Annotated in this window: 31 protein-coding genes; 29 read left to right on the forward strand and 2 right to left on the reverse strand. The window is 60.0% G+C overall.

Annotated features, from left to right (window positions below; genetic code table 11):
* Position 1 precedes the first annotated feature (1 nt).
* From KOL99_RS20095 to KOL99_RS20165, 15 genes are all read left to right on the forward strand, one after another.
* Positions 2-565: an acyltransferase gene (locus KOL99_RS20095; protein WP_216512248.1), complete on the forward strand. Its 564-nt coding sequence runs from the start codon at positions 2-4 to the stop codon at positions 563-565.
* A complete protein-coding gene (locus KOL99_RS20100; protein ID WP_216512249.1) occupies positions 562-1,635 on the forward strand; it encodes an acyltransferase family protein in 1,074 nt (357 codons plus the stop codon). The genes KOL99_RS20095 and KOL99_RS20100 overlap by 4 nt, the downstream gene beginning before the upstream one ends.
* A 27-nt stretch (positions 1,636-1,662) precedes the next feature.
* Positions 1,663-2,439 (forward strand): oxidoreductase, encoded by a 777-nt coding sequence (locus tag KOL99_RS20105; protein ID WP_216512250.1) that lies wholly within the window; start codon positions 1,663-1,665, stop codon positions 2,437-2,439.
* Positions 2,436-3,575: a hypothetical protein gene (locus KOL99_RS20110; RefSeq protein ID WP_216512251.1), complete on the forward strand. Its 1,140-nt coding sequence runs from the start codon at positions 2,436-2,438 to the stop codon at positions 3,573-3,575. The genes KOL99_RS20105 and KOL99_RS20110 overlap by 4 nt, the downstream gene beginning before the upstream one ends.
* A 22-nt stretch (positions 3,576-3,597) precedes the next feature.
* Entirely contained in the window at positions 3,598-5,178 is a 1,581-nt protein-coding gene (locus tag KOL99_RS20115) for a lipopolysaccharide biosynthesis protein (RefSeq protein ID WP_328760866.1), read from the forward strand.
* 16 nt (positions 5,179-5,194) lie between these two features.
* On the forward strand, positions 5,195-6,409 hold the full coding sequence (locus KOL99_RS20120) for a glycosyltransferase family 4 protein (protein ID WP_216512253.1): 1,215 nt from the start codon (positions 5,195-5,197) through the stop codon (positions 6,407-6,409).
* Positions 6,390-7,331, forward strand: coding sequence for a glycosyltransferase family 2 protein (locus tag KOL99_RS20125; protein WP_216512254.1), 942 nt, complete (start codon positions 6,390-6,392; stop codon positions 7,329-7,331). The genes KOL99_RS20120 and KOL99_RS20125 overlap by 20 nt, the downstream gene beginning before the upstream one ends.
* A complete protein-coding gene (locus KOL99_RS20130; protein WP_216512255.1) occupies positions 7,328-8,347 on the forward strand; it encodes a polysaccharide deacetylase family protein in 1,020 nt (339 codons plus the stop codon). Before KOL99_RS20125 ends, KOL99_RS20130 begins: the two co-directional genes overlap by 4 nt.
* A 35-nt stretch (positions 8,348-8,382) precedes the next feature.
* Positions 8,383-9,420 (forward strand): DegT/DnrJ/EryC1/StrS family aminotransferase, encoded by a 1,038-nt coding sequence (locus KOL99_RS20135; protein WP_216512256.1) that lies wholly within the window; start codon positions 8,383-8,385, stop codon positions 9,418-9,420.
* Complete coding sequence (locus KOL99_RS20140) at positions 9,410-10,495, forward strand: GNAT family N-acetyltransferase (protein ID WP_216512257.1); 1,086 nt, start codon at positions 9,410-9,412, stop codon at positions 10,493-10,495. The genes KOL99_RS20135 and KOL99_RS20140 overlap by 11 nt, the downstream gene beginning before the upstream one ends.
* The gene (locus KOL99_RS20145; RefSeq protein WP_216512258.1) at positions 10,492-11,463 is read left to right on the forward strand and encodes a glycosyltransferase family 2 protein; all 972 of its coding nucleotides are present in this window, start codon (positions 10,492-10,494) and stop codon (positions 11,461-11,463) included. Before KOL99_RS20140 ends, KOL99_RS20145 begins: the two co-directional genes overlap by 4 nt.
* Positions 11,460-12,653 (forward strand): glycosyltransferase family 4 protein, encoded by a 1,194-nt coding sequence (locus KOL99_RS20150; protein ID WP_216512259.1) that lies wholly within the window; start codon positions 11,460-11,462, stop codon positions 12,651-12,653. Before KOL99_RS20145 ends, KOL99_RS20150 begins: the two co-directional genes overlap by 4 nt.
* A gap of 130 nt (positions 12,654-12,783) precedes the next feature.
* Entirely contained in the window at positions 12,784-15,240 is a 2,457-nt protein-coding gene (locus KOL99_RS20155) for a YfhO family protein (RefSeq protein WP_216512260.1), read from the forward strand.
* 214 nt (positions 15,241-15,454) lie between these two features.
* A complete protein-coding gene (locus KOL99_RS20160; RefSeq protein WP_216512261.1) occupies positions 15,455-15,835 on the forward strand; it encodes a GxxExxY protein in 381 nt (126 codons plus the stop codon).
* Between the two features lie 134 nt (positions 15,836-15,969).
* Positions 15,970-16,749: a tRNA1(Val) (adenine(37)-N6)-methyltransferase gene (locus tag KOL99_RS20165; RefSeq protein WP_216512262.1), complete on the forward strand. Its 780-nt coding sequence runs from the start codon at positions 15,970-15,972 to the stop codon at positions 16,747-16,749.
* 94 nt (positions 16,750-16,843) lie between these two features.
* On the opposite strand, the gene KOL99_RS20170 is transcribed toward KOL99_RS20165, so the two are convergent.
* Together KOL99_RS20170 and KOL99_RS20175 are read right to left on the reverse strand one after the other, a co-directional pair.
* Entirely contained in the window at positions 16,844-17,326 is a 483-nt protein-coding gene (locus tag KOL99_RS20170; protein WP_236026491.1) for a DUF721 domain-containing protein, read from the reverse strand.
* Complete coding sequence (locus KOL99_RS20175) at positions 17,313-17,576, reverse strand: hypothetical protein (protein WP_216512263.1); 264 nt, start codon at positions 17,574-17,576, stop codon at positions 17,313-17,315. The genes KOL99_RS20170 and KOL99_RS20175 overlap by 14 nt, the downstream gene beginning before the upstream one ends.
* A 93-nt stretch (positions 17,577-17,669) precedes the next feature.
* On the opposite strand from KOL99_RS20175, the gene KOL99_RS20180 reads away from it, so the two are divergent.
* From KOL99_RS20180 to KOL99_RS20245, 14 genes are all read left to right on the forward strand, one after another.
* Positions 17,670-17,942 (forward strand): DUF3343 domain-containing protein, encoded by a 273-nt coding sequence (locus tag KOL99_RS20180; protein ID WP_216512264.1) that lies wholly within the window; start codon positions 17,670-17,672, stop codon positions 17,940-17,942.
* Entirely contained in the window at positions 17,929-18,519 is a 591-nt protein-coding gene (gene yedF, locus KOL99_RS20185) for a sulfurtransferase-like selenium metabolism protein YedF (protein WP_216512265.1), read from the forward strand. The genes KOL99_RS20180 and yedF overlap by 14 nt, the downstream gene beginning before the upstream one ends.
* Positions 18,520-18,800: 281 nt before the next feature.
* Positions 18,801-20,162 carry a signal recognition particle protein gene (ffh, locus tag KOL99_RS20190; RefSeq protein ID WP_216512266.1) on the forward strand — a complete coding sequence of 454 codons (1,362 nt, stop codon included), beginning with the start codon at positions 18,801-18,803 and terminating at the stop codon, positions 20,160-20,162.
* A 107-nt stretch (positions 20,163-20,269) separates the two neighbouring features.
* Positions 20,270-20,536 (forward strand): 30S ribosomal protein S16, encoded by a 267-nt coding sequence (rpsP, locus tag KOL99_RS20195; RefSeq protein ID WP_135869506.1) that lies wholly within the window; start codon positions 20,270-20,272, stop codon positions 20,534-20,536.
* A 50-nt stretch (positions 20,537-20,586) separates the two neighbouring features.
* Positions 20,587-20,817, forward strand: a complete 231-nt coding sequence (locus KOL99_RS20200; RefSeq protein WP_129124527.1) for a KH domain-containing protein — start codon at positions 20,587-20,589, stop codon at positions 20,815-20,817.
* 3 nt (positions 20,818-20,820) lie between these two features.
* Positions 20,821-21,339 carry a ribosome maturation factor RimM gene (gene rimM / locus KOL99_RS20205; protein ID WP_216512267.1) on the forward strand — a complete coding sequence of 173 codons (519 nt, stop codon included), beginning with the start codon at positions 20,821-20,823 and terminating at the stop codon, positions 21,337-21,339.
* Positions 21,336-22,088: a tRNA (guanosine(37)-N1)-methyltransferase TrmD gene (gene trmD, locus KOL99_RS20210; RefSeq protein ID WP_216512268.1), complete on the forward strand. Its 753-nt coding sequence runs from the start codon at positions 21,336-21,338 to the stop codon at positions 22,086-22,088. Before rimM ends, trmD begins: the two co-directional genes overlap by 4 nt.
* Positions 22,085-22,654, forward strand: a complete 570-nt coding sequence (locus tag KOL99_RS20215; protein ID WP_216512269.1) for an RNA methyltransferase — start codon at positions 22,085-22,087, stop codon at positions 22,652-22,654. Before trmD ends, KOL99_RS20215 begins: the two co-directional genes overlap by 4 nt.
* 93 nt (positions 22,655-22,747) lie before the next feature.
* On the forward strand, positions 22,748-23,104 hold the full coding sequence (rplS, locus tag KOL99_RS20220; RefSeq protein ID WP_129124523.1) for a 50S ribosomal protein L19: 357 nt from the start codon (positions 22,748-22,750) through the stop codon (positions 23,102-23,104).
* A gap of 203 nt (positions 23,105-23,307) precedes the next feature.
* The gene (locus KOL99_RS20225; RefSeq protein WP_216512270.1) at positions 23,308-23,994 is read left to right on the forward strand and encodes a ribonuclease HII; all 687 of its coding nucleotides are present in this window, start codon (positions 23,308-23,310) and stop codon (positions 23,992-23,994) included.
* 97 nt (positions 23,995-24,091) lie between these two features.
* On the forward strand, positions 24,092-24,469 hold the full coding sequence (locus KOL99_RS20230; RefSeq protein WP_216512271.1) for a YraN family protein: 378 nt from the start codon (positions 24,092-24,094) through the stop codon (positions 24,467-24,469).
* 84 nt (positions 24,470-24,553) lie between these two features.
* Positions 24,554-24,994, forward strand: a complete 441-nt coding sequence (locus KOL99_RS20235) for a DUF4149 domain-containing protein (RefSeq protein WP_216512272.1) — start codon at positions 24,554-24,556, stop codon at positions 24,992-24,994.
* A 183-nt stretch (positions 24,995-25,177) separates the two neighbouring features.
* On the forward strand, positions 25,178-26,029 hold the full coding sequence (locus tag KOL99_RS20240) for a nitrilase-related carbon-nitrogen hydrolase (RefSeq protein ID WP_216512273.1): 852 nt from the start codon (positions 25,178-25,180) through the stop codon (positions 26,027-26,029).
* Positions 26,029-26,850, forward strand: a complete 822-nt coding sequence (locus tag KOL99_RS20245; RefSeq protein WP_216512274.1) for an NAD+ synthase — start codon at positions 26,029-26,031, stop codon at positions 26,848-26,850. The genes KOL99_RS20240 and KOL99_RS20245 overlap by 1 nt, the downstream gene beginning before the upstream one ends.
* The last annotated feature ends 47 nt before the right edge of the window (positions 26,851-26,897 follow it).

Raw genomic sequence — 26,897 nt, forward strand, 5'->3', positions numbered from 1 at the left:
GATGTTTCTTTCTGAGTTGCTGCAACGAATCCGCTTTTGGAAAGATGCCGACCGCATCGGCCCCGACATTCCGTACACCCACTGGCGTCTGCACTTCAAGTCGACAATGCTGCGCCTTTGCAAAGAGAAGTTCCTCCTGTTCGATGACAGTGCCGACTTCAGGCCCGGCGCCTACGCCATCTGCTGTTCCAAGATCTCTATCGGCAAGCGGGTTGTTGTTCGTCCCACCACGATGTTCTTTGCCGATCCCCGTCCGGGAGGGGCCGGCATCACCATTGAGGATGACGTTATGATGGGATCCGGGGTTCATCTGTACGTGAACAACCACCGGTTCGACAGTCCCGATATACCGATCATTGACCAGGGGCACTACGTCTCCGAGCAGGTCGTACTTAAAAAGGGGTGTTGGCTCGGCGCGAATGTCATTGTCCTTCCCGGCGTCACCATCGGAGAGAACTCCGTGGTTGGTGCCGGCAGCCTGGTGACGAAGTCTGTCCCGGCAGGGGTTCTTGCCGCTGGCAACCCCGCCAGGATTATCAGAAATATCGGAGACCAACTGCCATGAGATACACAGCAGCCCTTGATGGCATTCGCGGCATTGCCATCGTCACCGTGTGTCTTGCCCACTACGGGCTCCCCATCCTCCAACGAGGTGGATTCGGGGTTGATGTTTTCTTTACCTTAAGCGGGTTCTTAATTACTTCTATTCTTCTGGGGGAGTATTCCCGTAGTGGCGATATTGGTTTCCGCAACTTCTATGTTCGCCGGCTACTGCGATTATTTCCTGCTCTTTTCTGCCTGCTGATCGTGTATGCGACCCTGGTCACCCTCTTCGGGAAAAACCTCAGTCGCCACTATGGTGACATCGCACTGGTGTTCTTTTATGTAGCGAACTGGGCTGGTGCGGCTGGCTTGAATCGTCCGGGCGAACTTGGGCACACGTGGTCTCTCTCGGTAGAGGAACAGTTCTATTTCCTTTGGCCGATCATTCTTTATGCCGTGGTGAAGAGGTGGGGTGGGAAAGGGCTTTTGGTTGCAAGCTTGACTCTGATGCTGCTTTCCATGTCAGAGACTTTTTATATGTCAACGTCAGCGCCTTGGTGGCGACTCTATTACGGTTTTGACACTCGCGCTTTCACCCTTCTCTTCGGGTGCTGTCTTGCCACAGCGTTTCACTTCTGGAATGATCGTGTAGTTTTGCCCAAGCCTTTGGAGAAGATTCTTCCCTTGTTGTCGTTCGGAGGAATCGCTTTGTTCATGCTGAGAAGGGATGCTTTTACCGCTGATCCCACCTTTTTCAGCGGACCAATCTTCATTATCCCGGTACTAACCTGCGGCCTGATATACCTCGCTGTGAAGCCTGGATTCAAGTTCAGCAAATCGATCCTTTCCACGAAGCCGCTGGTGTACTTCGGGAAAAGATCATACGGCCTTTATCTTTGGCATTACTGGATATTGAACGTGATAAACCCTAAGAACATAACTGTATTGTTGGCATGCGCGGCAGCTTCACTGGTCGTAACAGAGCTCTCGTTCCGTTTCATCGAGATGCCCTTCTTGTCCTTTAAGCATCGGTTCGCAAAAGATGAAGCCCCTGCGCCGGCTGAGTCATTAACGGAACCGGCTGCAGCCTGATCACGATTTGCAGAGGGGGAGGCAGAATTGAAAGGTGTAGATATCGACAATAATGTGGTGGTCATCACCGGTGCAGCCGGACGCATAGGCAGCGAGTATACCCGCGCCGTCGCGGCGGCCGGAGCGGTTGCGATCATTGCAGATACGTCTGAAGAAAACGGCACGAGACTCGCCGAGGAGATCAGGGCAAACTCGGGCAAGGCTGATTTCGAGTTGCTGGACATAACCTGCAAGGAATCAGTGCAGCGGCTGATAACTGTGCTGACGGAGCGCTATGGCAGGGTAGATGCTTTGGTTAATAATGCTTATCCTCGCAACAAGCGCTACGGTGCCCGGCTGGAGGATGTGACTTACGACGACTTCTGCGACAATGTCGGCACCCATTTGGGGGGGTATTTCCTGACGTCGCAGCAGTTCGGGCTGCACTTTCAAAAGCAGGGCTACGGGAACATCATCAACATGGCGTCGATCTATGGGGTCGTTGCCCCACGGTTTGAGGTTTACGAGGGGACCCGGATGACCATGCCGGTGGAGTACGCGGCTATAAAGTCGGCGGTCATTCACTTGACCAAGTATCTGGCCAAGTACTTCAAGGGTTCAAACATCAGGGTCAACTGCATCAGCCCCGGCGGAATTCTCGATGCGCAGCCCGCCGAGTTTCTGGAGAAGTACCGTGCGTTCTCGCTCTCGAAGGGGATGCTGGACCCGCAGGACCTCACGGGCACACTGCTGTACCTGTTGAGCGACATGTCCAGATTCGTGAACGGTCAGAACATCATAGTCGATGACGGATGGGCACTGTGAAAAAGGTTGTCTACATCTCCTGGATGCCGCTCAGTGAGAAGGTGGAGCGGGACTGGTACATTTCCTATCTTCAGGAGCATGGAGTTCCTGTAGAGTATTGGGATGTCACCTCGCTTTTGTTCAGCGAGGTTAGGTTTCAGCCTTCTTTGAATCGCGATTATCTCGTCGCAGTTACCAGCTACAAGCAGTTGCAATCCCTTCTGATTGGCTGCCAAGGGGGTGACGCCAACTTTGTAATGCTTGTCAATTATGAGAGTAGATTCAATCGGCTCTACCGGATGTTGTCCACCTACGGCTGCCGGCTCTTTTTCTTCGAATGGGGAAACTTCCCCATCAAAGCTCGCAGCAGGACAGGAAAATATGCGACGTTGCTCCGTCATCCTTCAAAATTTATTCGAGAAGTCTGGGGGAAATTGTCGACACTGGTTGGCTCGAAGCTCATGCCAGTGAAGCCGTTCGACGTCGTTTTTACAGCGGGATACGCTTCATTTGCCATGCACCCGAGGGCTGGAAAGAAGGTACCGGTAAACCTGTGCGATTTTGATAACTATGTGAGGACAAAGGATGTCGATCAAAGGCTCATTCCGGGGCGTTACTGTGTCTTTCTTGATATCAACTTGGCATACCATTCAGATCTAAAGCTTGTCGGATGGGATTTTGTCACTCCGTCCGAGTACGTAGCTTCGTTGGAGCGATTTTTCGGGATGCTCGAAGAGCGTTACCACGTACAGGTAGTGATAGCTGCTCATCCAAACGCGAATTACGGTGATTTGTACTTTGGCCGTAAAGCTTTTAAGGGGGCGACACCTGAACTCGTACGCGATGCGGAGTTTGTGATTTCACATCATAGCACGGCTATAAGCTATGCCGTACTCAACAGAAAGTCGCTGCTTTTCATCTACACGACGGAGATGGAGCGAATCTACCGTGACACCATAGTGGGATGGATGGGAGACTTTGCGGAATACCTAAATCAACCGCTCTACAACATTGATAAGGTGCAAAGGGCTGAGACCATTGAACTACGGGAGCCTGATCCAGAGCGGTATGACCTCTACAAATACAACTACCTGACCACTCCTGAGTCAGAGCATAGTTTCACTCGTGATATTTTCCTTGCCGAAATGAAGGCCTGATTGAGGATATGTTTTGACTAAGGTGGCTTCTTTACAAAAGCGGTTCGCGTTCAAACTCGGAGCCAATGTTTTCGGGATCCTTTTGGGTTTGGTAACCATGTCTTTCGTTCCGCGGGTACTTGGCCCGGAGCAGTTCGGGAAGTTTGAGTTCATCACCAACAACTTCAAACTCGTCTTTGATACGCTGGCACTGCAAGTACCCGTAGCTTACTTCAACTGGGTATCTCGGAAAGGGCATAAGGAAGACACTGATCTCGCTACGGGAGCAACTTTTTATTTTTCACTGGCCATAGCCACACTGTTTGCTCTCTTGCTTGCCGTCTCGCACGCGTTCGGACTCCATGCATGGCTGTGGCCCGATATCGCACCGGAGTATCTGTGGGCAGCTTTGGCTTTCACCCTGGTGACCTTTTTGTACCAGTTTTTGGTCTATCTCTCAGATGGGAAATCGCTGACAGTAGGGTTGGAGCAGATACGGCTGGTACAGAACACTCTAAAGTTCGCTGTGCTGGCATTACTGGCAGGGGGAGGCCTGCTCACTTTGGGGTCGTATTTGTGGGCACAGGTGGCTGTGGTGGCAGCGACGGTGGCACTATCGGTGAGGTGGCTCTACCGGCAAGATGCATGGCGATTGGCCGCAATCAGGCCATGGAGGTTTCCTAAGGAAGAGATACAGAACTATGGTGCTTTCGTGTGGGATTACGCGCGTCCGCTTACGCTCCTAATGCTCGGCGGTTTTCTCTTTCTCTATTTCGACCGGTGGTTTCTGCAACTGATCGGTGGTTCCATGCAGCAAGGTTTCTTCGGGCTATCGGACCGCTTGGGGCAAATTGCTTTTCTTTTTACCAGCGCCATGACGCCGTTGTTGACTCGGGAGTTTGCGTTGGCCCATGAGGAAAAGGACCATGCAAGGCTGCTAATACTCTTTGAGCGAATAAAGCTCTTTCTCTTCATAGCAACAGTGGCGAGTTGTTTCCTGTCTGTCCAAAGTGGCAACATAGTAGCTTTGATCGGTGGAGAAAAGTATAAAGGAGCGATCATACCTATCGCGCTGATGGCACTGTACCCGATTCACCAGACATTCGGCCAGCTCAGCGGTGCGTTGATGGTTGCCACTGGGCAGACTGCACTGTATGCCAGACTCGGCATCATCATGATGGTGGTAAGCCTGCCAATCACATATTTCTGCATAGCCCCGGTTTCTTTTGCCGTCCCCGGCCTCGCCCTCGGAGCCACAGGCCTCGCGCTGAAAATGCTGACCTGGCAGTTTGTCGGCACCAACGTCCAGTTGTTCTGCAATACACGGTATCTGCGTACTCCTTTCGCGAAATGGCTTGGGCTCCAGGTCATGATGGTTGCAGTAATCTATGGGATTGCATATACCTCCCATTTGGTTTCTGGCTACTTCAAACTTACGTGGCTGCTCCCGCTGTTGCAGTATCCAGCTGTTAGTGAAAACCTCATCCTGCATTCTTATCGGCTGATTTCCGCCGGGCTTGTTTACCTCATAGCCATCGCAGGACTGATCTGGATGGTACCTAGCATCGCGGGGATCACGCGGAAGGACATTATGGTGAATCCTTTGTCATTGCTTAGGAAATAAGACAGGTGACAAGCCCATGAAAATAATGCTGTACACCGAAACCTATAACCGCGGCGGGATCGACACGTTCATCGCGACGCTCATGAACCACTGGCCGGAGGCCGGGGACGAGTTCGTGCTGGTCTGTAACGAGGACTACCCGGGGCTGGAGGTGATCCGGCAGCGGCTCGAACGCCCCTGCAAGGTGGTGACGCACCGGATCCCGACCTACGCGCGCTGGGCCGAGAAGACCCGCGGCAACAAACTCATGGACACCTTCCGGGTCTGCTCGTCGCCTTTGTCGCGCTACCTGTTCATTGCCTCGGCCACGCGGATGCTCGGCAAGATCCTGCTTGGCGAGAACTGCGACCGGCTCATGGTGGTAAACGGCGGCTTTCCGGGGGCGGATACCTGCCGCGCCGCGGGCATCGCCTGGGGACTCTACTCCGGTAAACCGAAGAGCATCCACAACTTTCACAACCTCGGTACCGCGGCCTCCCGCTGCGCCAGACTCCAGGAGGATCGGCTCGACAGTCTGCTGGCCCGGCACAGCAAGGCCTTCGTCACCGTGTCGCGCGCGGCGGCGGAATCCCTCTCGGTTCGGCCGAAGATCTACGCGGACCGCGCCAAGGTCCGCTTCGTCTACAACGGGCTCGACTTCTCCCACGAACCGCCTCCTGCCACCGACATCCGGGCGGAACTCTCCCTTGCTCCGGATACGCCGCTATGCCTGATGCTCGGCACCTACGAGCCTCGTAAGGGGCACCGTTTCCTGCTCCAGGTGTTCCAAAAGACGCTGCGGCGGGTGCCTCAGGCGCGGTTCGTCATCTGCGGGCACGGCAGCGCCGAAGAAATCGCGGCGGTGCAGGGGATGGCCCAGGAATTCAACATCGGCGCCAACGTTCACGTCCTCGACTTCCGCTCCGATGCGATGCAGATCCTGAGGCAGGCTGATCTCCTCCTCGTGGGGTCGCAGGAATTCGAGTCCTTCGGTCTCACCTGTGTCGAGGCCATGGCCAACCGCGTTCCGGTGCTGGCGACCAGGGTAGGGGGGCTTCCCGAGGTGGTGCAGGATGGCGACGGCGGCTTCACCTTCGCCAAGGATGACGTCGACGGCTACGCGGAACAGATGGTGCGCCTGCTCCTCGACCGGGAACTGCACGCCGAGCAGGGGCGCAAAGGGTATGAACGCTACCGCAGACTTTTCACGGCCCAAAGGATGACAGAGGAATATGCAAAGCTCATCAGGTAACGAGGCGACGCGGCAAGACGTCTTCTTCAGCGTCGTCATTCCCGCCTACAACTCGGCGCCCTTCATTGCCAAGGCCCTCGATTCCGTGCGCGCCCAGACCCTGGCCGACTACGAGGTCGTGATCACCAACGACGGCTCCAAGGACGACACGGTTCAGGTGATCGAGGATTACGCCCGCTGCCACCCCGGGTTCCCGCTGCGGCTCGCCAGCCAGAACAACAAGGGGATCGGCGGCGCGCGCAATAACGGGATCTTCCGCGCCACCGGCCGTTTCATCGCTTTTCTGGACGCCGACGACTTATGGCATCCGACCAAGCTGGAGCGCATGGCGGCCCTGCTTGTCGAAAAGCCCCAGGTCGACGTCGCCTACCACGACGAGATCGAGGTCGCCGGGGACGGGACCAGGCGCCCGCTCTCCTACGAGGAAGTGCGGGAGCCGGCCTACCAGGACCTGCTTTTCCGCGGCAATCGCCTGTCGACCTCGGCTACCGTCGTGCGCCGGGAACTGGCGCAAGGGATCGGCGGCTTCTCGGAAAACCTCGACTTCAACAGCGCGGAGGACTACGAGTTCTGGTTGCGGCTGGCCCGCGCCGGCGCCCGCTTCGCCCATCTCCCGGAAGTGCTGGGCGAGTACCACCGCGTCGAGGGGAGCATCACCCAGAAGATCGAGTACCATCACCGCAACATCTTCAACGTGGTGACCCACCACCTGGAATTGCTGCGCGGCGACGGCACCTGCTCCGCGTCTCTTCTGGACCGGATGTACCGCCGCAAGAAGGCGGAGCACCTGGCGACGCTGGGGCGCGCATTGGGCGGGGCCGGCGCAAAGGCACAGGCGCTGCGGATGCACTGGGAGGCGCTGCGGACCGACCCCCTCTGCCTGAAGGCCTACACGAAGCTGGCGAGAACGCTTTTGTCATGACGGTAAAACTGCTGGTGGACATGGTGCACGGCAGCGGCCTGCACCGGCTCTTCGCCCCCTTCTACGGCGGCCACACCTCGGTGCTGCTCCTGCACCGGGTACTGCCCGGCCCCGCGCGGGGGCTTCCCTCGGACAACCTGAAGGTGACGCCGGAATTCCTGGACCGCTTCATCGCCGGCCGGAAAAAGGCGGGCTGGCGCTTCATCTCGCTTGACCACCTGGTGCATGACTTCGACGACTGCGTGGCGCACGGCCGCAACATGGTGCTCACCCTGGATGACGGCTACCGCGACAATTTCGACCATGCCTGGCCCGTCTTCGCCAGTCACCGGGTCCCCTTCACCGTCTATGTCGCCAACTCGTTTCCCGGGGGGAGGGCAGACTTCTGGTGGTACACCCTGGAGGAGATGCTCCTGGCGTACCGCCGTATTGAGCTTGAGCACGCTGATCGGCGCGTCACGCTGGATATCGCCGATTCCAGGGCTGCCTTCGTCGCTTTCAAGTCGGCCTACCAGCCGCTTTCCTCGCAGGACCAGGCGGAGCTCATGGGGCGGCTGCGGGAGCGCTATCCGCTTGCCACGGCGCAGGAACGACTCGCCATGACCTGGGACGAGGTGAGGGAGATGGCGGCGGACGAGCTCTGTCGCATCGGCTGCCACACGCTGAGCCACCGCAGCCTCGCGCCCCTGCCGAGGGACGAGGCGCACCGGGAGCTGGCCGCGTCGCGCGCTGAGATCGAGCGGGAGATCGGCCGGCCGGTGCGCCACCTCGCCTACCCTTACGGCAAGGCGGTGGACGCCGGCGAGCGCGAAGAGGAACTGGCCAAAGAAGCGGGTTTCGAGAGCGCGGTCACCACGCGGGTCGGCAATCTTCATTCCGGGCACCGGGATCATCTGCTCATGCTTCCCCGCATTCCGCTCTACGAGGGGGGGAAGAACGGCAAGCTGAGCGAGATCTTCCTCTCCGGGATGTACAGCGCCGTCACTAACGGGTTCAAAAAGGTCGTCACCTATTGATCAAGCGCGCTCCTGAAATAAGACTGCCTGCGCTCATGCGGCTCTCGCTGCCCGGCACGGCACCAAGCGGCGACGACCGGACCAGTTACACCGGGTATGCCCGCTTCGCCCTTTTGAACGTGCTGAAGGTGCTGGGCTTGGGGCGCGGCGACCGCGTCCTCATCCCCGCCTACATCTGCGACGTGGTGCTGCTCCCGCTCGCGGAGCTCGGCATCGAGCCGGTGTATTACCGGGTGACGCCGGATTTCCAGGTGGACTGGGAGAGCGTCGAGGCGAAACCCGGCAGCCGCGCCTTCATCTCGGTGAACTATTTCGGCGTGAGCCAGGATTTCGGCGCCATCGCCGACTTTTGCGTCGCGCACAATCTGGTCTGGCTCAACGACAACGCCCACGGTTTCGCCAGCCGCGCCGGCGAGCGCAGCCTTGAGGAATTTGGCGACTTCTCCTTCACGTCGTTCAGAAAGGTGATCGGCTCGCTGAACGGCGGGCGGGTCAGGATCAACAGCGACCGATTCCTGCCGTTGAAGGAAGAAGTGGACCGGCTCAACGCGGGCGCACCGGAATCGCGGCAGCGTTACGTCGCCGCAGCCACGCTGCGCACCGCCGGGATCCGGTTGCGCGCGCTCCCGGATTTCTCTGATCCGCGGGGCTTTAGCGAGGACGACATCAAGGGGTACCGAGTCGATCCGCTCGCTTTGCGCCAACTCGCCGCCTGTGACGAGGCCTCCATCCGCCGGAGCAGGCGAGGGCTGTACCAGACGCTGGAACTCTACCTGCTGGCCCGTGGCCGCGCCGAAATGCTCCCGATCCCCAGGCTGCTACGGGAGGGGAATTCGCCGCTGGTTCTCCCGGTCGTCACCCCGAACCGTCCCACCTGGCTGGAACTTCTGCGCAGCGCCCGGCGGCGCGGCCTGGACCTGCACACGTGGCCGTCGCTGCCTGCTCCGGTGCTGGACGACGGCACCTGGGGCGCCGCTGATCTCTGGGGAAGGATGCTTTACCTCCCGCTGCACCAGGACCTGGAGGCGGAGAGTTATCTGCCGTTGCTGCAAAAGGTGCTCGATGCTGTTTGAACTGATCGACAACGAGAACGGGCTCCTGGACCTGGGGCCGGAATGGGAGAAGCTGGAGCGGAAGTCCCCGGCGCACCTGTTCCAGAATCACTGCCTGCTGGCGGACTGGTACCTTTCTGCGGGCAAGGCGGGCGGTGCGGTCCCGGCCGTCGTGGTCGGCCGCGAGGCGGGGGTGCTACGGGCGGTGTTCCCGGCCTGCGTCATCGTCAAGGCAGGGGTGCGCATCCTGACCTGGCTGGGCGGTTTCTTCATCGTCGATTACGGCGACGTGCTCTTCGACCCGGCCTCCTCGATACCTGTCGATGATTTCGTGCGCGAGGCGCTGCGGCTGCTCAAGAAGGAGATGGGCTATCACGTCGGCTACTTCCAGAACATGCGCCACGATGCGCTCGCCTATCCGTTCTTCAGCCGGGAATGCAGGTTCTTCCGGGGGGATGTCGCTCCTTTCATCGACCTGGAAGGGGGCTTCGAGCCGTACCTCGATTCGCTGAAGCGGTTCCGCAAGAAGCAGAAGTCCGACACGCTGCGCCAGATCAAGAGGCTGCAGGAGCAGGGCGAGCTCGTTTTCAGCGTGGTGACGGGCGATACGCCCCGGGCGGGGGAGGTGCTGGAGGCGTTTTTCGAGCAGAAGCGCTGGCGTTTCCAGGTCTCGGGCGTGCACGGGGTGCTCTTCAAGCCGGGGTACGAGGATTTCTATCGTCAGGAGGCGCGGCGTAACCCCAGTCTCCACCTCTGCTGCCTGACGCTGAACGGCGAGATCATCGCGACCCACCTGGGCTATCTCTACAAGAACAGGCTCTACTTCGTGATGCCCACCTATGACCATCGCTACGGCAAATTCTCGCCGGGGCGGGTGCTGACCTACTACCTGGTCCGGCACTGTTTCGAGCAGGAGGTGGAGCTGTTCGATTTCTGCATCGGCCCCGAGGAGTACAAGTACGAGTGGACCGACCGCGACGTCCCCATCAGCAGCTTCGTGAGCGACGACGTCGCCGGCAGGCTATTGCTGGGAATCAAGAAGGCGAAGATCCGGCTGGATGAACTGCTGAATCGTATCAAGGGAGTCAAGGGATGACCCAAAGGCACGCCGCCACGGTTTCCGTGATCATCGCGGCCTACAACGCGGAGCGCTACATCGCCCAGGCCATCGACAGCGTCCTCGCGCAAAGCTATCCCGGCGTCGAGTGCATCGTGGTCGATGACGGCTCCAGCGACCGCACCGCCGACATCGTCAAGGGGTACGGCAGCCGGGTACGCTATCTGTACCAGCAAAACGCCGAGCGCTCCGCGGCGCGCAACAACGGCATGAGCCAGGCAGGCGGGGAGTTCATCTCGTTTCTGGACGCCGATGACCTGCTGGCGCCGGAGAAGCTGGCCGAACAGGTGGCCTTTCTGGGCGAGCATCCCGAGTACGACGTGGCCTACTCCCGGGTCAGCTATTTCAACGACGAGGACGGCTCCAGCTTCACGCCGCAACGCAGATCTCCCAGCGGGGACATCGTGTTGGAGCTTCTGTACGGCAACTTCATCACCATCCACTCGCCGCTGATCCGGCGCCAGGCGGCGGCCAGGACCGCCGGTTTCGATCCCGCGCGCAACCGTTACGAGGACTGGGATTTCCTGCTGCGCCTGGCCCTAGCCGGAGCGAAGTTCGGCTTCCAGGATCGCCTGCATGCAAAGGTCAGGCTGCACCCGGGCAACACCATCGGCGACCAGGTGAAAATGTTCGAGGCGAAGCTGCGGGTCGCGGAGCGGATTGTCGCGGTGTACGGCGCGGAACTGGCCCGGCGCTCCGTCGATGCCCAGGGGCTGGTGGCGTTTCACAGGGCCGATTACGGCCGGGTCCTGGTGCTGGCGGGGCGGGGGGCGGAAGGGCGGGCGCTGATCCGCGAGGCGGCGCGCTTTCCGTTCCGGCACCGCAAGATTTTCGTCGCCTTCGCCGTCGCCGCCGGGATCTTCGGTTCCGGCATGCTCGTCGCCGCCCAGCAGTTCTACGACCGGGTCGTCAAGGGAAAGCGGGCCGGCAAGGGAGGGAGCGCGTGAAAATTGTCTTTATCGCTCCGTTTGGCATCCGCCCCAAAGGGACGGTGATCGCCCGCATGGTGCCGCTCGCCGTGGAACTGCAGAAGCGGGGCCACGAAGTGGTCATCGTTGCACCTCCCTACACCAACCCGGAAAGTTCGGGCACCGTCGAGGTGGTGCGCGGCGTGCCGGTGAAGAACATCGTCCTGGGGCCGAAGCACAAGGCCGTGGCGGCTCCCTTCCTCGCCTGGCGCCTGTTCCGTGCCGCGCTGGCGGAGACGCCGGACCTGGTGCACCTCTTCAAGCCCAAGGGGTACGGCGGCCTGAGCGCCATGTTGCAGCTTTGTTGCGAGCGGCTCGGCATCCGCATGCCGCCTCTTTTTCTCGATACCGACGATTGGGAAGGGAAGGGGGGGATGAACGACCAGGTGCGATACTCGGCGGCCGAGCGGCAGCTGTACGCGTTTCAGGAACAGTGGCTGCCGCAGCGCGTGCGCGGCGTCACCGTGGCGAGCCGCATGCTGGAGGAGTTGCACCTGCAAATGGGGATTGCGCGGGAGCGGTTATTGTATCTTCCCAACTGCGTCGACGACCAGCCCGCCGGCGACGGCGCGAAGATCCGGCAGCGGCTCGGGATCGCCGCGGATGCATCGGTACTTCTTCTCTACACGCGCTTTTTCGAGTTCAGCCAGGAGAAGCTGCACCTCATCTTCGCCGAGGCCCGGCGCCGGGTGCCCGGCGTCAGATTCCTGGTGGTGGGCAAGGGGCGGCAGGGGGAGGAAGCGCAACTTGTCGCCGCCGCCCGCACCGACGGCTTCGAGGACGCGCTGGTCATGGCCGGCTGGGTGGAACCCGCCGAGCTACCCGACTACCTGGCCGCCGCCGACCTCGCCATCTACCCGTTCGCCGACACCCTGTTGAACCGCTGCAAATGTCCGGCAAAGCTGACGGAACTCCTGCGCGCGGGCGTGCCCGTGGTGGCCGACGCGGTAGGTCAGATCAAGGAGTACATCGTGCCGGAGCGTGGCGGCGTGCTCTGCGACCCGGACGATTGGCGGGGCATGGCGGAACGGACCGTGGAGCTTCTTGACGACCCGGTCCGGCGGGAGGCCATCGGGCGGGAGGGACGACGCTACCTGCTGGAGCAGTTCCGGTGGAATATGTTTGCCGAGAAACTTGAATTGTTTTATAAATATCCGATTGGCCGCTAGGTCCCGTTGGTTTTCCCGCTGTCAAGGCCGCTGTTGGAATCCCCGAAGGTGCCCACCCATCGGCTTCATCTCAGTTCGACCAAAATGAAATCACGCTGCAGCCGTGTGGAGTCTTTTCCGGAGAGCATGTATGACCGATCGTAAGAAGGAATTGCTGTTTCAGGGCGCACTGCTGGCGCTGCTCGTTGTCCTATTTTCCAAGATCCTTTTCACCGACAAGATCATCCGCGCCCCGGACATCATCAACGAGTTCTACTGGGGAGTGAAAAGCCTCGGCTCGCTGCCGTTTTGGAAGCTCTTCGACATCAACCTCTCCAGCGCCGGTTGGGACATGTACATCAACTCCGGCTTCACCAACGAGGGGGGCGGCGCCGCCGGCCAGTTCCTGTTCACCCAGAAGCTGATCTTCTGGCTGTTTCCGTCTCCGGCCAACGTGGCGTGGTACATCGTTTTCCACCTTTTCGTCGGCGCCGCAGGCACCTACTGGTTCTGCCGTACCATCGGCTGCGGCCAGATCGGCTCGTTGTTAGCCGGACTGGTGTTCGCCATAGCTCCGGAAAACGCCTCCCTGATCAACGCGGGGCACGTCATGAAGATCGCCACCATCTCCATCACCCCCTGGGCCTTCTTCTTCCTGGAGAAAGGGTTCCGGTCGCGGCGGGTCATTTTCTTCCTGAGCACGGCCTTCATCCTCGCGGTGCAGTTTTTTCACGGGCACTGGCAGGTCGCCTACTACACCTGTCTCGCCATCGGCGTCTACGGCGTCGCGCGCTCCTTGTGCATCGTCTTCGCGGACGAGGGGGGCAAGAAGGAGTTCGGGCGTCTGCTCGCCTTGAACCTGACCCTGCTGGTCTTCTTTCTCACCACCGTCGCGATGTCGCTGGTTCCCCTGGCCAACTGGTCCAAGGAGACCAACCGCGGGGTGAACAGCGGGGCGAACGTCACCGCCGCCGCGGGGCAGAACGAAGCCAAGGGGGGGCTCGCGCGCGAGGAGGCGATGTCCTGGTCGCTGCCTCCCGAGGAGACGGCGGCCTTCATCATCCCGGGCATGTTCGGGTTTTCCCGCCAGGAGGCGGGACCGAATCCCTCCAACATCGATGCTTACTACTGGGGGCGGATGAACTTCACCCAGACGGTGAGCTACATGGGCTTGCTTCCCTGGCTGCTGCTCCCCCTGCCGCTCATCTTCCGTAGGGACCGCTACACCTGGCTGGCTCTCTCGGCGGTCGTGGTGGGGATCCTGTTCTCGATGGGGAAATACACCCCCTTCTACAACCTGCTCTTCGACTACTTCCCCGGCATCAACCGGTTCCGGGTGCCCAAGATGATCATGTTCATCCCGGTGCTGGGGCTTGGCGTGCTGTCGGCCATCGCCGTGGATCTGCTGCTCGATCCGGCGACCCGCGCCAGCCGCGCCTTCAAACGCTACATGATCGGCGTGGTGGCGCTTCCGGTGCTTTTGCTGGTGCTCGCCGGGGTGGAGGTCACCACCGGCAACTTCTGGGTGAACAAGTTCATCGACATCATCGCCCAGCCCACCCGCTACGAGCCGCAAAGCGAGAAACTCGTGCTGCAGCGCTGGACCAACCTGGTTAACGAAACCTGGATCGCCGCGGGTTTCGCCGCCGTCTTTGCCGTGGTCTTCGCCCTGTACCAGCGGGGCAAGCTGGCGGCGAAGCTGCTCCCCTTCGTGCTCATCGGGCTGTTCCTGGTCGATACCGGGCGGGTCAACTCGAAGTTCCTGTTCCTGGTGGATGAGCCGCACAAGGCTGTCGCGACCCAGTCGCCCGATATCGCGTTCCTGGCCAAGCAGTCCAAGGAGTTCCGGACCCTGCCGTTGAACGGCGACCCGATGCCCTACGCGGCGGCCGGTATCCCGGTCATGTTCACCTCCAACGCGGTGCAGCAGCGGCGCTGGCAGGAGTTTTTGGACAACTTCAATCTCGCCTCAACCATGCCCGACATGCTCAACGTGCGGTACGTGGTGGCGACCAAGGAACAGTACGAGCAGGATAAGGCGGGTCTCTCCGGCAAATACATCCCCGTCTTCACTTCCCCCGGCGGTGCCATGATCATCCTGGAGAACAAGACCGTGCTGCCTAAGGCATGGCTCGCTCCGGTCGCGGTGCAGGTCGCCAACACGGCGGACGTCCTGGGTGCGCTGCAGAACCCGCAGTTCAGCCCCGGGGTGATCGCCATCGTCGAGTCGCCGCCGCCGATCCCGATGTTGGGCCCCGGCGCCCCGCTGCCCAATACCGGTCCCGGGCAGGTGCGCGTCAGCAAATACGAGGCGGAAAAGATAGATCTCGACGCCGCGGTGACCATGAACTCGATGCTCGTGATGGGGGAGAAGTACTACAAGGGGTGGAAGGCGACGGTGGACGGCAAGTTGACCGAGATCTATCCGGTGAACCACGTGCTGCGCGGCATCTATCTGACGCCGGGGATGCACAAGGTCGAGTTTGTCTTTGATCCGACGCCGTTCAAGATCGGCAAGGCCCTGACCCTGGCCTCCTTCGCCATCTTCGCGCTGTTCCTTGGGCGCGAAATATGGCTCGCCCGCCGTTCGAAAGGGGCGGGGGCTTAAAACAAAGAACCTGATATTTAACGCAAAGCCGCAAAGGCGCTAAGAAAAACTTTTAGGGCAAAACCGAGACTTGATTCCTAGCTTTTGGTTCCCTCGCGTCTCTGCGGCTTTGCGTTACATCGCTTTTGATTAAATTCCTTTTCCAGTTATGCTCCTCTTTTGCGCTTTGGCGGCGTGTTGCCGGGCGTTAAGGCCTTACGTTCGGAGGTGCACGATGACGGAAAATGAATTGAGCGCCCATGTCGTGGATTGTGCCGTAGAGGTTCACAGAAATTTGGGTGGACCTGGTCTTCTCGAATGCGTGTACGAGGAGGCTTTGGCTTGGGAGTTAAAGCAACGCGGATTCCCGGTCGGGCGACAGTTGGAGGTGCCACTAACCTACAAGGGGCATCAATTGGGAGTCCCGCTCCGGCTGGATCTTTTGGTAGGGAAATTGGTGGTGGTCGAAGTGAAAGCCGTGAGCCAGTACAACACCATCTTTGAATCACAGGCGCTGACCTACCTGCGCATGCTGAATTTGAAGTTGGGAATGGTCATTAATTTCGGTGAAAAGCTCGTGAAGGATGGGATCCATAGAGTAGTAAATGGTCTGTAACTACCAAAAGGCAAACCGTTTATTAACGCAAAGGCGCAAAGGCGCTAAGAAATCTTTTTGGGAGAAGCACAAGGCCCAAATCGATTTTAGCTTCCTTTGCGTCTCTGCGGCTTTGCGTTAAATATAGGGTTCTTATGGTCGTTTCTGCTGAGTGTGAAACTTTAGACGAGTTGTCGGGGTATGACTTGCGCATCATACAGCCGCGGCACGGGTACCGGTTTTCGGTGGACCCGCTGCTTTTGGCGGACTTCGCCAAGGTGCGCGACGGCGAGTCCTGCGCGGACCTCGGCACAGGCTGCGGCGTGATCGCTCTGCTCCTGGCACGCCTGGCACAAAACTCCTCGGTCACGGCTATCGAGTTCCAACAGGTCATGGCGGATATCGCGAGCCGCAACGTCGCCTTGAACGGCCTCGCGGATCGGGTCCGGATCGTCGAGGACGACGTCATCTCGCTGAAGTCGCACTTCCCGGTGGACAGCTTCGATCTCGTGGTCTCCAACCCGCCGTACCGCCGCCCGGGGACCGGAAAGATCAGCCCGCGCGCCGGGCGCGACGAGGCCCGCCACGAAACGAGCGCCACCCTGGCGGATTTCCTGGCGGCGGCCAAGTACCTCGTGAAGCCTTCGGGCCGCATCTGCCTCATCTACCACACCTGCCGCCTGGCGGAGCTGATGGCGCAGGCGGCCGTGCAGAAGCTGGCGCCGCTGAGACTGCGCATGGTGCACGGCAACAGCTCCATGGATGCCAGGATGTTCATGATCGAGTTGGCGAAGGGTAGAACCGGAGAACTGAAGGTCGAGCCGCCCCTGATGGTCAGAGGTGAGGGGAGTGGTTATTCGGATGAAAAGCTGAGAATCTACAGGCTTCAACGCAAAGACGCGGAGCCGCAAAGTCGCCAAGACGAAACAGTGTAACACCTTAAGCTTTTGGGAGCTTTGCAGCTACCCCCAAATCTTAGCGTCTCCGCGCCTTGGCGCCTTTGCGTTAATGCTTTTGGCTTCTGCCCTTTTACTCTTTTTTCTGGTGTTCTCTGTCTCTGCGGATCAGGCTCTCGAAGATGGCGCGCAGTTCCGGATCGGCGGCGGACTCGGCCTGCTCCTTGGCCCACGCTTGCTCCTCTGCACTTAGTTCGCGCCTAACGGGTTTCTTGATGATGGTGGTGGAGGGTTTTCTGACTCTGCCAACTTTGAGCTGGATCTCTTTGACGAGCTCCTGGTCCAGGGCCTCGTTCACCTTGGTGATCAACTCTTTCTTCAGGTAGTTGAGCTGCTGCAACCAGGGGGAGCTGTCGACGTGGAGGGTGAGGGTGCCTTCGCGGAAGGAGGCGGGCTGGGCATGCACGGCGATCTTGTCGCCCACGGCCTCGTCCCAGACTTCCCAGATGCGCCCCTCCTTGAGTCTCAGTTCGGCGGGGGTGCCGCGCAAGAGGGCGGTGAGGAGGTCGGTGACCGGCGCCGGCCTTTTCATCTTGGGACGTTTATTCCTCGTCAACCGGGTGTCTCTTGCGGTACATCCTGCCGCCGATGATCTGGCCCAACACGGCGCTGGATATGCTGAAGGGGATAAATCCCCAGCCCAGCCCGGTCTTGATCCTGAAGTAGATGATGGCGGGGATGGAGATGTGGACGTAGAAGTACCAGCCGAAGGAGAACTTCGGGTAGGACTGCCGCTGGTATCCCAGGGGGATGTTGATCAACGTGGCCACGACTACGAGTGCCGCCGCGTAAAGCACTGTTTCCATGTTTACCTCTCGGGTCGGTAATACTATGGGTTTGACCTCCCTTTGTCAATGTGCTTCTATTACTTTGCTTTTCAACCAGGATAAGGAGTTGCCGTGATAAAAGACGGAGATTTCGTGGCCATCTTCAATTCCATCCACCGCGTGATGGAGGCGGAGCGGCTCTTGAAGGATAAGCAGCTCAAAATACTCCTCATTCCCGCGCCGCGCGCCCTCGCGGCCGACTGCGGCCTGGCCATCAGGTACGCCGAGGACGTGCGGAGCGAGGTGGAAGGGGCGCTCGCCGCGGCGGGGCTCCTGCCGCGCGAGCTGTACAGAAAAAACGGAGAGACCTTCGTGAAGATAGGAGACCAAAATGAACAAGCTTGACGTGAGGGGAATGGCCTGTCCGCTGCCGGTAGTGCAGGTGAAGCGGGCGCTCGAGTCCGCGCAGGGTGAGTTGCACGTGCTTCTTGACGACGGCGCGCCGCGCGAGAACGTGAAGCGATTCGCGCAGGGGCGCGGTTACCAGGTGCACGAGGAACAGCTCGAAGACGGCTTCGCATTCACCATCACCGGCCCGGGCGTCACGGCCGCGCGCGAAGCGGCACCCGCACCCGCCGCTGCCGCCGGACCCACCGTGATGCTGATCGGTTCCGATCGCATGGGTGACGGCCCGGAGGAGTTGGGGCGCCTCTTGATGAAGAACTTCATCATGACCCTTATGGACCTGAGCGAGCTGCCGGACCGGATCTTCTTCGTCAATACCGGCGTCCTCCTTGCCGCCGAAGGTTCCGAGGTGGTCGAGACCCTGAACGAGCTCGGCAACCGCGGCGTCGAGGTGCTCTCCTGCGGCATCTGCCTCGACTTCTTCAAGAAGAAGGAGACGCTGGCGGCGGGAGGGGTGACCAACATGTTCACCATCGCCGAAACCATGCTTGCGGCACGTTCGGTGGTGCGGCTGTAAAAAACCATTGGCCGGGGAGGAAAGCTGAGACAGCCAAAAGGTTTTTGGGGGTAATCCTCAAAGTCTTTTGCTTCTGGTTTGGGTTTTCTCCGAAGTCCTCAGATTTTCTCAGTGGCGAATGGTTTGCGTTTTTCGTTGTTGCTAAAGGTTTTAGCTTGACAATTTGCGACTATATCCACTAAAGTGACTCTCTTGCCGCGGGATACCTGTGCGCTTTTGCCGGCCCGTGTCATTTTTTCTGAAAAATAAACACGTCATTTCGGTGACTTATAGGTTCATAGATGTTTGCAACTCTTTCCGATAAACTCGACCTGGTCTTCAAGAAGCTCCGCGGCCAGGGGGTGATGACCGAGGACAACGTCAAGGACGCGCTGCGCGAGGTCCGTCTCGCGCTGCTGGAAGCCGACGTTAATTTCAAGGTCGTCAAGGATTTTGTCGAAAAGGTCCGCACCCGTGCCGTCGGCACCGAGGTGCTGCAGAGCCTCGCCCCTGGGCAGCAGGTGATCAAGATCGTCCACGACGAGCTGGTGCTCCTCATGGGCGGCAGCGAGGACAACTCGCTCGACCTGGCGGCCAAGCCGCCGGTGGCGATCATGCTGGTCGGTCTGCAGGGCGCCGGTAAGACGACTTCGTGCGGCAAGCTGGCCAAGCACCTGAAGGCGCAGCGGAAGAAGCCGCTCCTCGTCCCGGCCGACGTGTACCGCCCGGCCGCGATCGAGCAGTTGAAGGTGCTCGGCCGCCAGCTCGACATCGAGGTGTTCGGCTCGCTGGCGACCCAGAAGCCGTTGGACATCTGCCGCGAGGCGCACCGCTACGCGACCCTGAACGGCTTCGACGTCGTCATTTTCGATACCGCCGGCCGCCACCAGATCGACGACTACCTGATGGAGGAGCTGGAGGGTATCCGCGACGAGCTGGCCCCGCGCGAGATCCTGTTCGTGGCCGACGCCATGACCGGCCAGGAAGCGGTCAACGTGGCCCAGGGCTTCAACGACCGCCTCGGCATCACCGGCGTCATCCTGACCAAGCTCGATGGCGACGCTAAGGGGGGCGCGGCGCTTTCCATCAAGGCGGTCACCGGGAAGCCCGTTAAATTTGTCGGCTTGGGCGAAAAGCTGGACGCGCTGGACGTGTTCCACGCCGACCGCCTGGTCTCCCGCATCCTCGGCATGGGTGACGTGCTCACCCTGATCGAGAAGGCGCAGGCCACCTTCGACGAGAAGGAAGCCGAGCGTCTGCAGCAGAAGATGAAGAAGAGCGGGCAGTTCGACCTCGAGGACTTCAGAAATCAGCTGCAGCAGATCAAGAAGATGGGTTCGCTGGAATCGATCATGAACCTGATCCCCGGCATGGGCAAGGCGATGAAGCAGATGCAGGGTGCCCAGCCTTCCGAGAAGGAACTGAAAAGGATCGAGGCGATCATCGACTCGATGACACCGAAGGAGCGCGCCAACCACACCATCATCAACGGCAGCCGCCGTTTGAGGATCGCCAAGGGTAGCGGCACCAGCATCCAGGAAGTGAACCAACTCCTGAAGCGTTTCACCGAAGCTCAGAAGGTGGTCAAGCAGTTGCAGAAGATGGGCCCCAAGGGGCTTATGAAAGGGATGAAAGGCATGGGTAAAGGGATGCTCCCCTTTTAAACCGCTTGCCTTTGACTATTGCACCAACTCAGATACAGTTACCAGAATCGTAAACACAATACACGCAATGGCGGATCTCAAGGATCCGAGAATACCAGGAGGAAGAAATGGCAATAAAGATCAGACTTGCACGTGCGGGCGCTAAGAAGAAACCCTTTTACCAGGTAGTAGTTGCTGACTGCCGTAGCCGCAGGGACGGGCGCTTCATCGAGAACGTCGGTACCTACGACCCGAACAAAAACCCGGCGGTGTACAACCTGGAAGAAGGGAAGACTCTGGAGTGGCTCGGCAAAGGCGCTCAGCCGACCGACACGGTCAAGCAGATCCTGAAGAAGACCGGCATCTGGGAGAAGTTCGTCGCCCCTGCCGCTTAATATCTCTTAGTACCGGCCAGCCGGCATCCCACACTACAGAGGATAGCGACATGAAAGAGCTTGTTGAGACCATCGCCAGGGCACTCGTAGACGATCCCACCCAGGTGAAAGCAACCGAGGAGTTGGAAGAAGAGACCAACGTAATCAAGCTGACCGTCGCAAAAGAGGACATGGGGCGTATCATCGGCAAGGAGGGTCGCACGGCAAAAGCGATCCGTACTTTGCTCAACGCTGTCTCAACAAAGGATAACAAGAAAGCCATCCTTAAAATCGTAGAGTGATAGATGTCCGGTAGTAACAAAGTATTGATTGGCAAGATCCAGGGACCACACGGGATCAGGGGACAGTTGCGGGTCATTCCCTTTGCGGGGGATGCCTCGAGCATCTCGCAGCTGAAGAGCGTTTTTCTGAAGTCTCCGAAAGGAGCCACGGAGGAGTTTTCCGTGGTCTCCGCCAAAATGAACGGCAAACGGGTCATCCTGACCCTGAAGCCGTTCGACAACATCAACCAGGTGCTGCACCTGGTCGGCAGCGAGATTTACGCCGACCGGGTGGCGCTCCCGGAACTCCCCGACGACGAGTTCTACTGGTCCGACCTCCTGGGGCTCCAGGTTGTTACGTCGGATGGGGAAGAGCTGGGAGAGCTGGTCGATATCATTGAAACCGGCAGTAACGACGTCTACGTGGTCAAGCACCACGGGCGCGAGGTGCTCATCCCCGCGCTCGAGGACGTCGTATTGTCTGTCGACCTGGCAGCAGGTCGCATGACGGTCTCTCTTCCCGAGGGGCTGCTCGATCTATGAAATTCGACATTCTGACCCTGTTTCCGGCCATGTTCGAGGGTCCCATGACCGAGAGCATCCTGAAGCGCGCGAGCGACAAGGGACTCATCGAGGTCGGCCTGCACAACATCCGCGACTGGGCCTTCGACAAGCACGCCACGGCCGACGACTCACCCTACGGTGGGGGCGCCGGGATGGTGATGAAGGTCGAGCCGCTCGCGGGCGCCATCGAGGCGGTCAAGGAACAGCGGCCCGGCTCGAAGGTGATCCTGACCACGCCGGGGGGGCGCCCTTTCACCCACCAGGTGGCGCAGGAGCTCTCCCGCGAGGAAGGGCTCATCATCATTTGCGGCCGCTACGAAGGGGTCGACGAGCGGGTCCGCACCCTGTTCGTGGATGACGAGATCTCGCTGGGCGACTTCGTGTTGACCGGCGGGGAAATCGCCGCCATGGTCATCGTCGACGCGGTATCCCGGCTGGTGCCGGGGGTACTGGGGCACGAAGAGTCGGCCCAGTACGATTCGTTTGCAGACGGGCTTTTGGAGTACCCGCAGTACACCAGGCCCCCTGAATTCAGGGGCGAGAAGGTTCCCGACATCCTCCTTTCCGGCAACCATGCCGAGATCGCCAAGTGGCGCAGGAAGGAGCAGATCAGGAGAACGCTCGCCTCCCGTCCCGAGCTCCTCGACGGAATCGAGTGGAGCAAGCAGGACAAGAAACTTCTGAAAGAGCTGGGGCTGGATCCCCATCTGGCTAAGGGGACGGCATGACCTCGGCGGCGAATTTCAGCATGGCGCTGATCCACTTCCCGGTGTACGACAAGCACAAGGACGTGGTGGCGACCTCGGTAACCAACCTGGACATCCACGACATGGCGCGGTTGACCCGGACCTTCGGTCTGGCCCGCTACTACATCGTGACCCCGGTTGAGGAGCAGGTAAAGCTCGTTGAGAAGGTGCGGGAGCACTGGCTCACCGGTTGGGGTTCCACCTACAACCCCAAGCGGAAGATGGCGCTGGAGACGCTGCAGTGCGAAGAGTCACTGGAGTCGACCATAGCCGACATCGAGAGCCGCACCGGACGCAGGCCCAAGGTGGTCGTCACCGGCGCCTCCGGCAGGCCCAACAGCGTGACCTTCGCCGAACTGAAGGAGCTCATCGACGCGGACCCCGAGCAGCCCTACCTGCTGCTTCTGGGAACCGGATGGGGGCTCATCGAGCAGGTGTTCAACAAGAGCGATCTGGTGCTGGAGCCGATCAAGGGGGCGGGTGAATACAACCACCTCTCGGTACGGTCCGCGGCATCGATCATGCTGGACAGGCTTTTCGGGCGCTAGGCGCCGGACGCATAGGTTGTAGTCGAGTAACGCAGGTTCACTGTCAGTATTAAGTCTTATGCTAGAGGTTCCAGATAAGGGAGGAAGTACCAAATGAACAAGATTGACATGATTGAAATGGCACAGATGAAGAAGAACATCCCGGTTTTCGTACCGGGCGACACCATCAAGGTGCAGGTGAAGATCGTCGAGGGTGACAAGAGCCGTATCCAGGCTTTCCAGGGCGTTTGCCTCGGCCGTCAGAACGGCGGTATCCGTGAGTCCTTCACCGTGAGGAAGATTTCCAACGGCGTCGGCGTGGAGAGGGTGTTCCCGTTGCACTCCCCGTCCATCGAGGCGATCGAAGTCGTGACCCGCGGCCAGGTACGTCGTGCGAAGCTGTACTACCTGCGCAAGCTGCGCGGCAAGGCTTCCAGGATCAAGGAAAGGAAGTACGTCGCCGGTCAGTAAATCGGCACGCAGCTCCAAAAAGCCCCGGTCCGGCGACCGGGGCTTTTTTTTTAATGCCAAAAGCAAAACCATTGGCCACGGAGAAAATCTGAGGAAATCTGAGAGAAGCACAAGACTTTTGGGGTAACCCAAAGCTTTTCTCCTGCTTTGGGTTTTCTCCGAAGTTCTCAGATTTTCTCCGTGGCCAATGGTTTGGGTTTAATATGACCGGTCTCTTCGACACTCCTGACTCCCCCATCGACATGCTTGCCCTGGAAGGGCAGGCGCTGCGGCGCGGTTATGCGCGCATTGCCGGCATCGACGAGGCCGGGCGCGGCCCCTTGGCGGGTCCGGTGGTGGCCGCGGCGGTCATCCTCCCCACGGGTATGATCCTCCCCGAGGTGAACGACTCCAAGCAGCTCACCGAGGAGAAGCGGGAAGAACTCTTCGACGTGATCCACCGGGAAGCACTGGCGGTGGGCGTCGGCATCGGCGACCACGCTCTCATCGATCGCATCAACATCCTCCAGGCCACGCTTACGGCGATGAGCGACGCGGTGCGCGGCCTCTGCATCACCCCCGATTTTCTCCTCATCGACGGCATCTCCAGCGTTCCCATGAACATCCCGCAGCGCACCGTGAAGAAGGGCGATTCCCTGAGCCTTTCCATCGCCGCTGCTTCCATCATCGCCAAGGTGACCCGCGACCGCATGATGGTTGAGTACGACGCGCAGTTTCCCGGCTACGGCTTCGCCAGCCACAAGGGATACGGCGCCGCCTCGCACCTGGCCGCCATCGCCGAACTCGGCCCCTGCCCGATCCACCGCAGAAGCTTCAGCGGCGTCAAGCAACACTGCCCCGCCGTGCCCGGCGGCGCCTCCGACGCATCCAGCGGCCTTTTCTCCTTCTAACACCACTAATTTTCCCATTCTCAGCTATCCGCTCACTGGACTTGCTGTTACACTGTTGTCTTGTTCACGGGACGGCACTATCTCTGCGAGGACGGCTATGCCAGTCAGCAACAGCAACGGCTCTGTCGGCGGCACCGGGGAATCCATCGCCGCCACCTACCTGAAAGGTCAGGGCTTCAAGATAGTCGAGTGCAACTTCCGTTGTACCTGCGGCGAGATCGACATCGTCGCCAGGGACGGGCGCACCATCGTCTTTGTCGAGGTGAAATGCCGCAAGAACGACAACTACGGTCCGCCGCAGCTTGCCGTGACGCCCTTCAAGCAGCGCCAGATATCGAAGGCGGCGCTGGTCTGGCTCTCCAGGAAGAAGCTCTACGACGCCGAGGCGCGCTTCGATGTGGTCGCCATCGTGCTGCACGAGCACGACCTGCCGGACATCGACCATATCCGCAACGCCTTCGACCTTGCCTACTAGGGGCGTAGCCGAACCAGCAGACACTGTAGGGGCGAATAATCATTCGCCCTTTCTTTCAATGAAACACCCAAAGGAGGATACGTAATGCAGGTTGTCGCAGCAATCTACCGTCTGGCCATCTCCCTCTGGCTGGGAGGCGCCGCACTCTTCACCTTCGTCCTTACCCCGATCCTGTTCCGCTCAGAAAGCCGTGACGTCGCGGGCCGCATCGTCGGGCTCTTCTTCCCCGGCTACTTCCGCTGGGGCGTCGCCTGCGGTCTGATCGCGATCATCTGCCGCGTGATCATGGCCGGCAAGGGGACTGTTCTCGCAGCCGTCATCATCGCCGTAATGCTCACTCTCTCGTCGATCCAGGCCTTCTACATCGAGCCCAAGGCCGCCGAGATCAAGAAGCAGATCCCGTCTTTCGAGACGACCCCCAAGGAAGACCCAATGCGCCGGCAGTTCTCCAAGCTGCACGGCGTCTCCGCGGTGTGCAACCTCTCGGTCATCGCCGGCGGCGTGGTGCTGGTCATACTCCTCTAGCTGTAAGCTAGTGCTCCCTCCCCCGGAGGGGGAGGGCAGGGGAGGGGGAATCAGCCGCAAGCCCCCCTCCCGGCCTCCCCCCTCCAGGGGGAGGAGGAGAGCCCCGCTACCTTTCCAGAGCATTGAGGTTTACAAAGGCTCTTTCGCTGTGCTAGTAATGAGAAAAAAATTGCGGAGAAGCTCATGGATTTTACCGTTGCCCTGGCCCAGATAAAGCCTAAGCTGGGCTGCCTGGACGACAACATGGCGCTGGCCGAGGCCGCCATCGAGAAGGGTATCGCCGCCGGCGCCGACTTGGTCGTATTTCCCGAGTTGGCCCTCACCGGTTACTTCTTGAAGGACCTGGTGCCCGAAGTCGCGCTGCGCCTGGACTCCCCCCAGATGGAGAAGCTGAAGAAACTTTCCGAGCGGATCTCGATCGCCATCGGCTTCGTCGAAGTGTCGGCCGATTACCGTTTCTTCAATTCCGCGGTCTACCTCGAGGCCGGCGAGATCCGCCACGTACACCGAAAGGTCTATCTGCCTACCTACGGTCTTTTCGACGAGCAGCGTTACATGGCCCGCGGCGAGCGCTTCCGCGCCTTCGACACCCGCTTCGGTCGGATCGGTATGCTGATCTGCGAGGACATGTGGCACCTCTCGGCACCCTACATCCTCGCCATGGACGGCGCCATGACGCTCATCTGCCTCTCCTCCAGCCCGGGGCGTGGTGTCACGGAATCGGAGGGGTTGGGCTCCGCGGCGGCCTGGCAGAAGCTCACCACCACGACGGCGATGTTCCTCAACTGCCGGGTCTTCTATTGCAACCGGGTCGGCTACGAGGACGGCATCAACTTCTGGGGCGGCTCGGAGGCGATCTCACCCTCCGGCGAGATGACTGACCGCGGCGCCATCCTCGAAGAGGATTTCGTGCTGGCCAAGGTGGACGGCGGCGCGCTCAGGCGCGAGCGGATCTTCTCGCCGATGATGCGGGACGAGAACCTGGCCATCACGGTGAAAGAGCTAAAACGCATCGACAGGGAGAAAGACTGCTAATGGGCGGGTTGACGGTTAATACGAAGCTGTTGCGCCAGATCCTGGTCGGGTTCGTGCGTGACGAGGTCTACAAGGTCGGCGTCCGGAAGGGGGTGCTCGGGCTTTCCGGCGGCATCGACTCCGCGCTGGTCGCCTATATCGCCGCAGAGGCGCTCGGGCCGGAGAACGTCCATGCCTACTGCATGCCGTACCGGACCAGCAACCCCGAGAGCGAGGCGCATGCCCGGCTGGTCGCCGAGAGCCTGGGGATCAAATTCAAAGTCATCGAGATCACCCCGATGATCGACGCTTACTTCACGCTGACCCCGGATGCCGACAACATGCGGCGCGGCAACAAGATGGCGCGCGAGCGCATGACCATCCTGTACGACCATTCCGCAGCCGTCGGCGGTCTGGTGCTCGGCACCAGCAACAAGACCGAGCTCCTTTTGGGCTACGGAACGCTGCATGGCGACATGGCGAGCGCGCTGAACCCGATCGGCGACATCTACAAGAGCCAGGTATGGGCCCTTTCCGAGGCGATGGGGGTGCCGAGCGAGGTGATCGAGAAGAAGCCCTCCGCCGATCTCTGGGCCGGGCAGACCGACGAGCAGGAGCTTGGCTTCACCTATCGCGAGGCCGACGAACTTTTGTACCGCATGGTGGACCAGCGCATGAGCCGCGAGGAACTGGTCGCCGCCGGCTTCGACGCCGCCTTCATCGACAACGTCGCACGGAAGGTGCAGGGGTCCCACTTCAAGCGCCGCCTGCCCATCATTGCCAAGGTCTCCAACCGCACCATCGACCGCGACTTCCGCTACGCGCGGGATTGGGGCAAATAGAACCCATAAATCTTTTAGAATCAAAACCGTTGGCCACGGAGAACATC

The sequence above is a fragment of the Geomonas azotofigens genome, from assembly GCF_018919395.1.
Lineage (GTDB): Bacteria > Desulfobacterota > Desulfuromonadia > Geobacterales > Geobacteraceae > Geomonas > Geomonas azotofigens.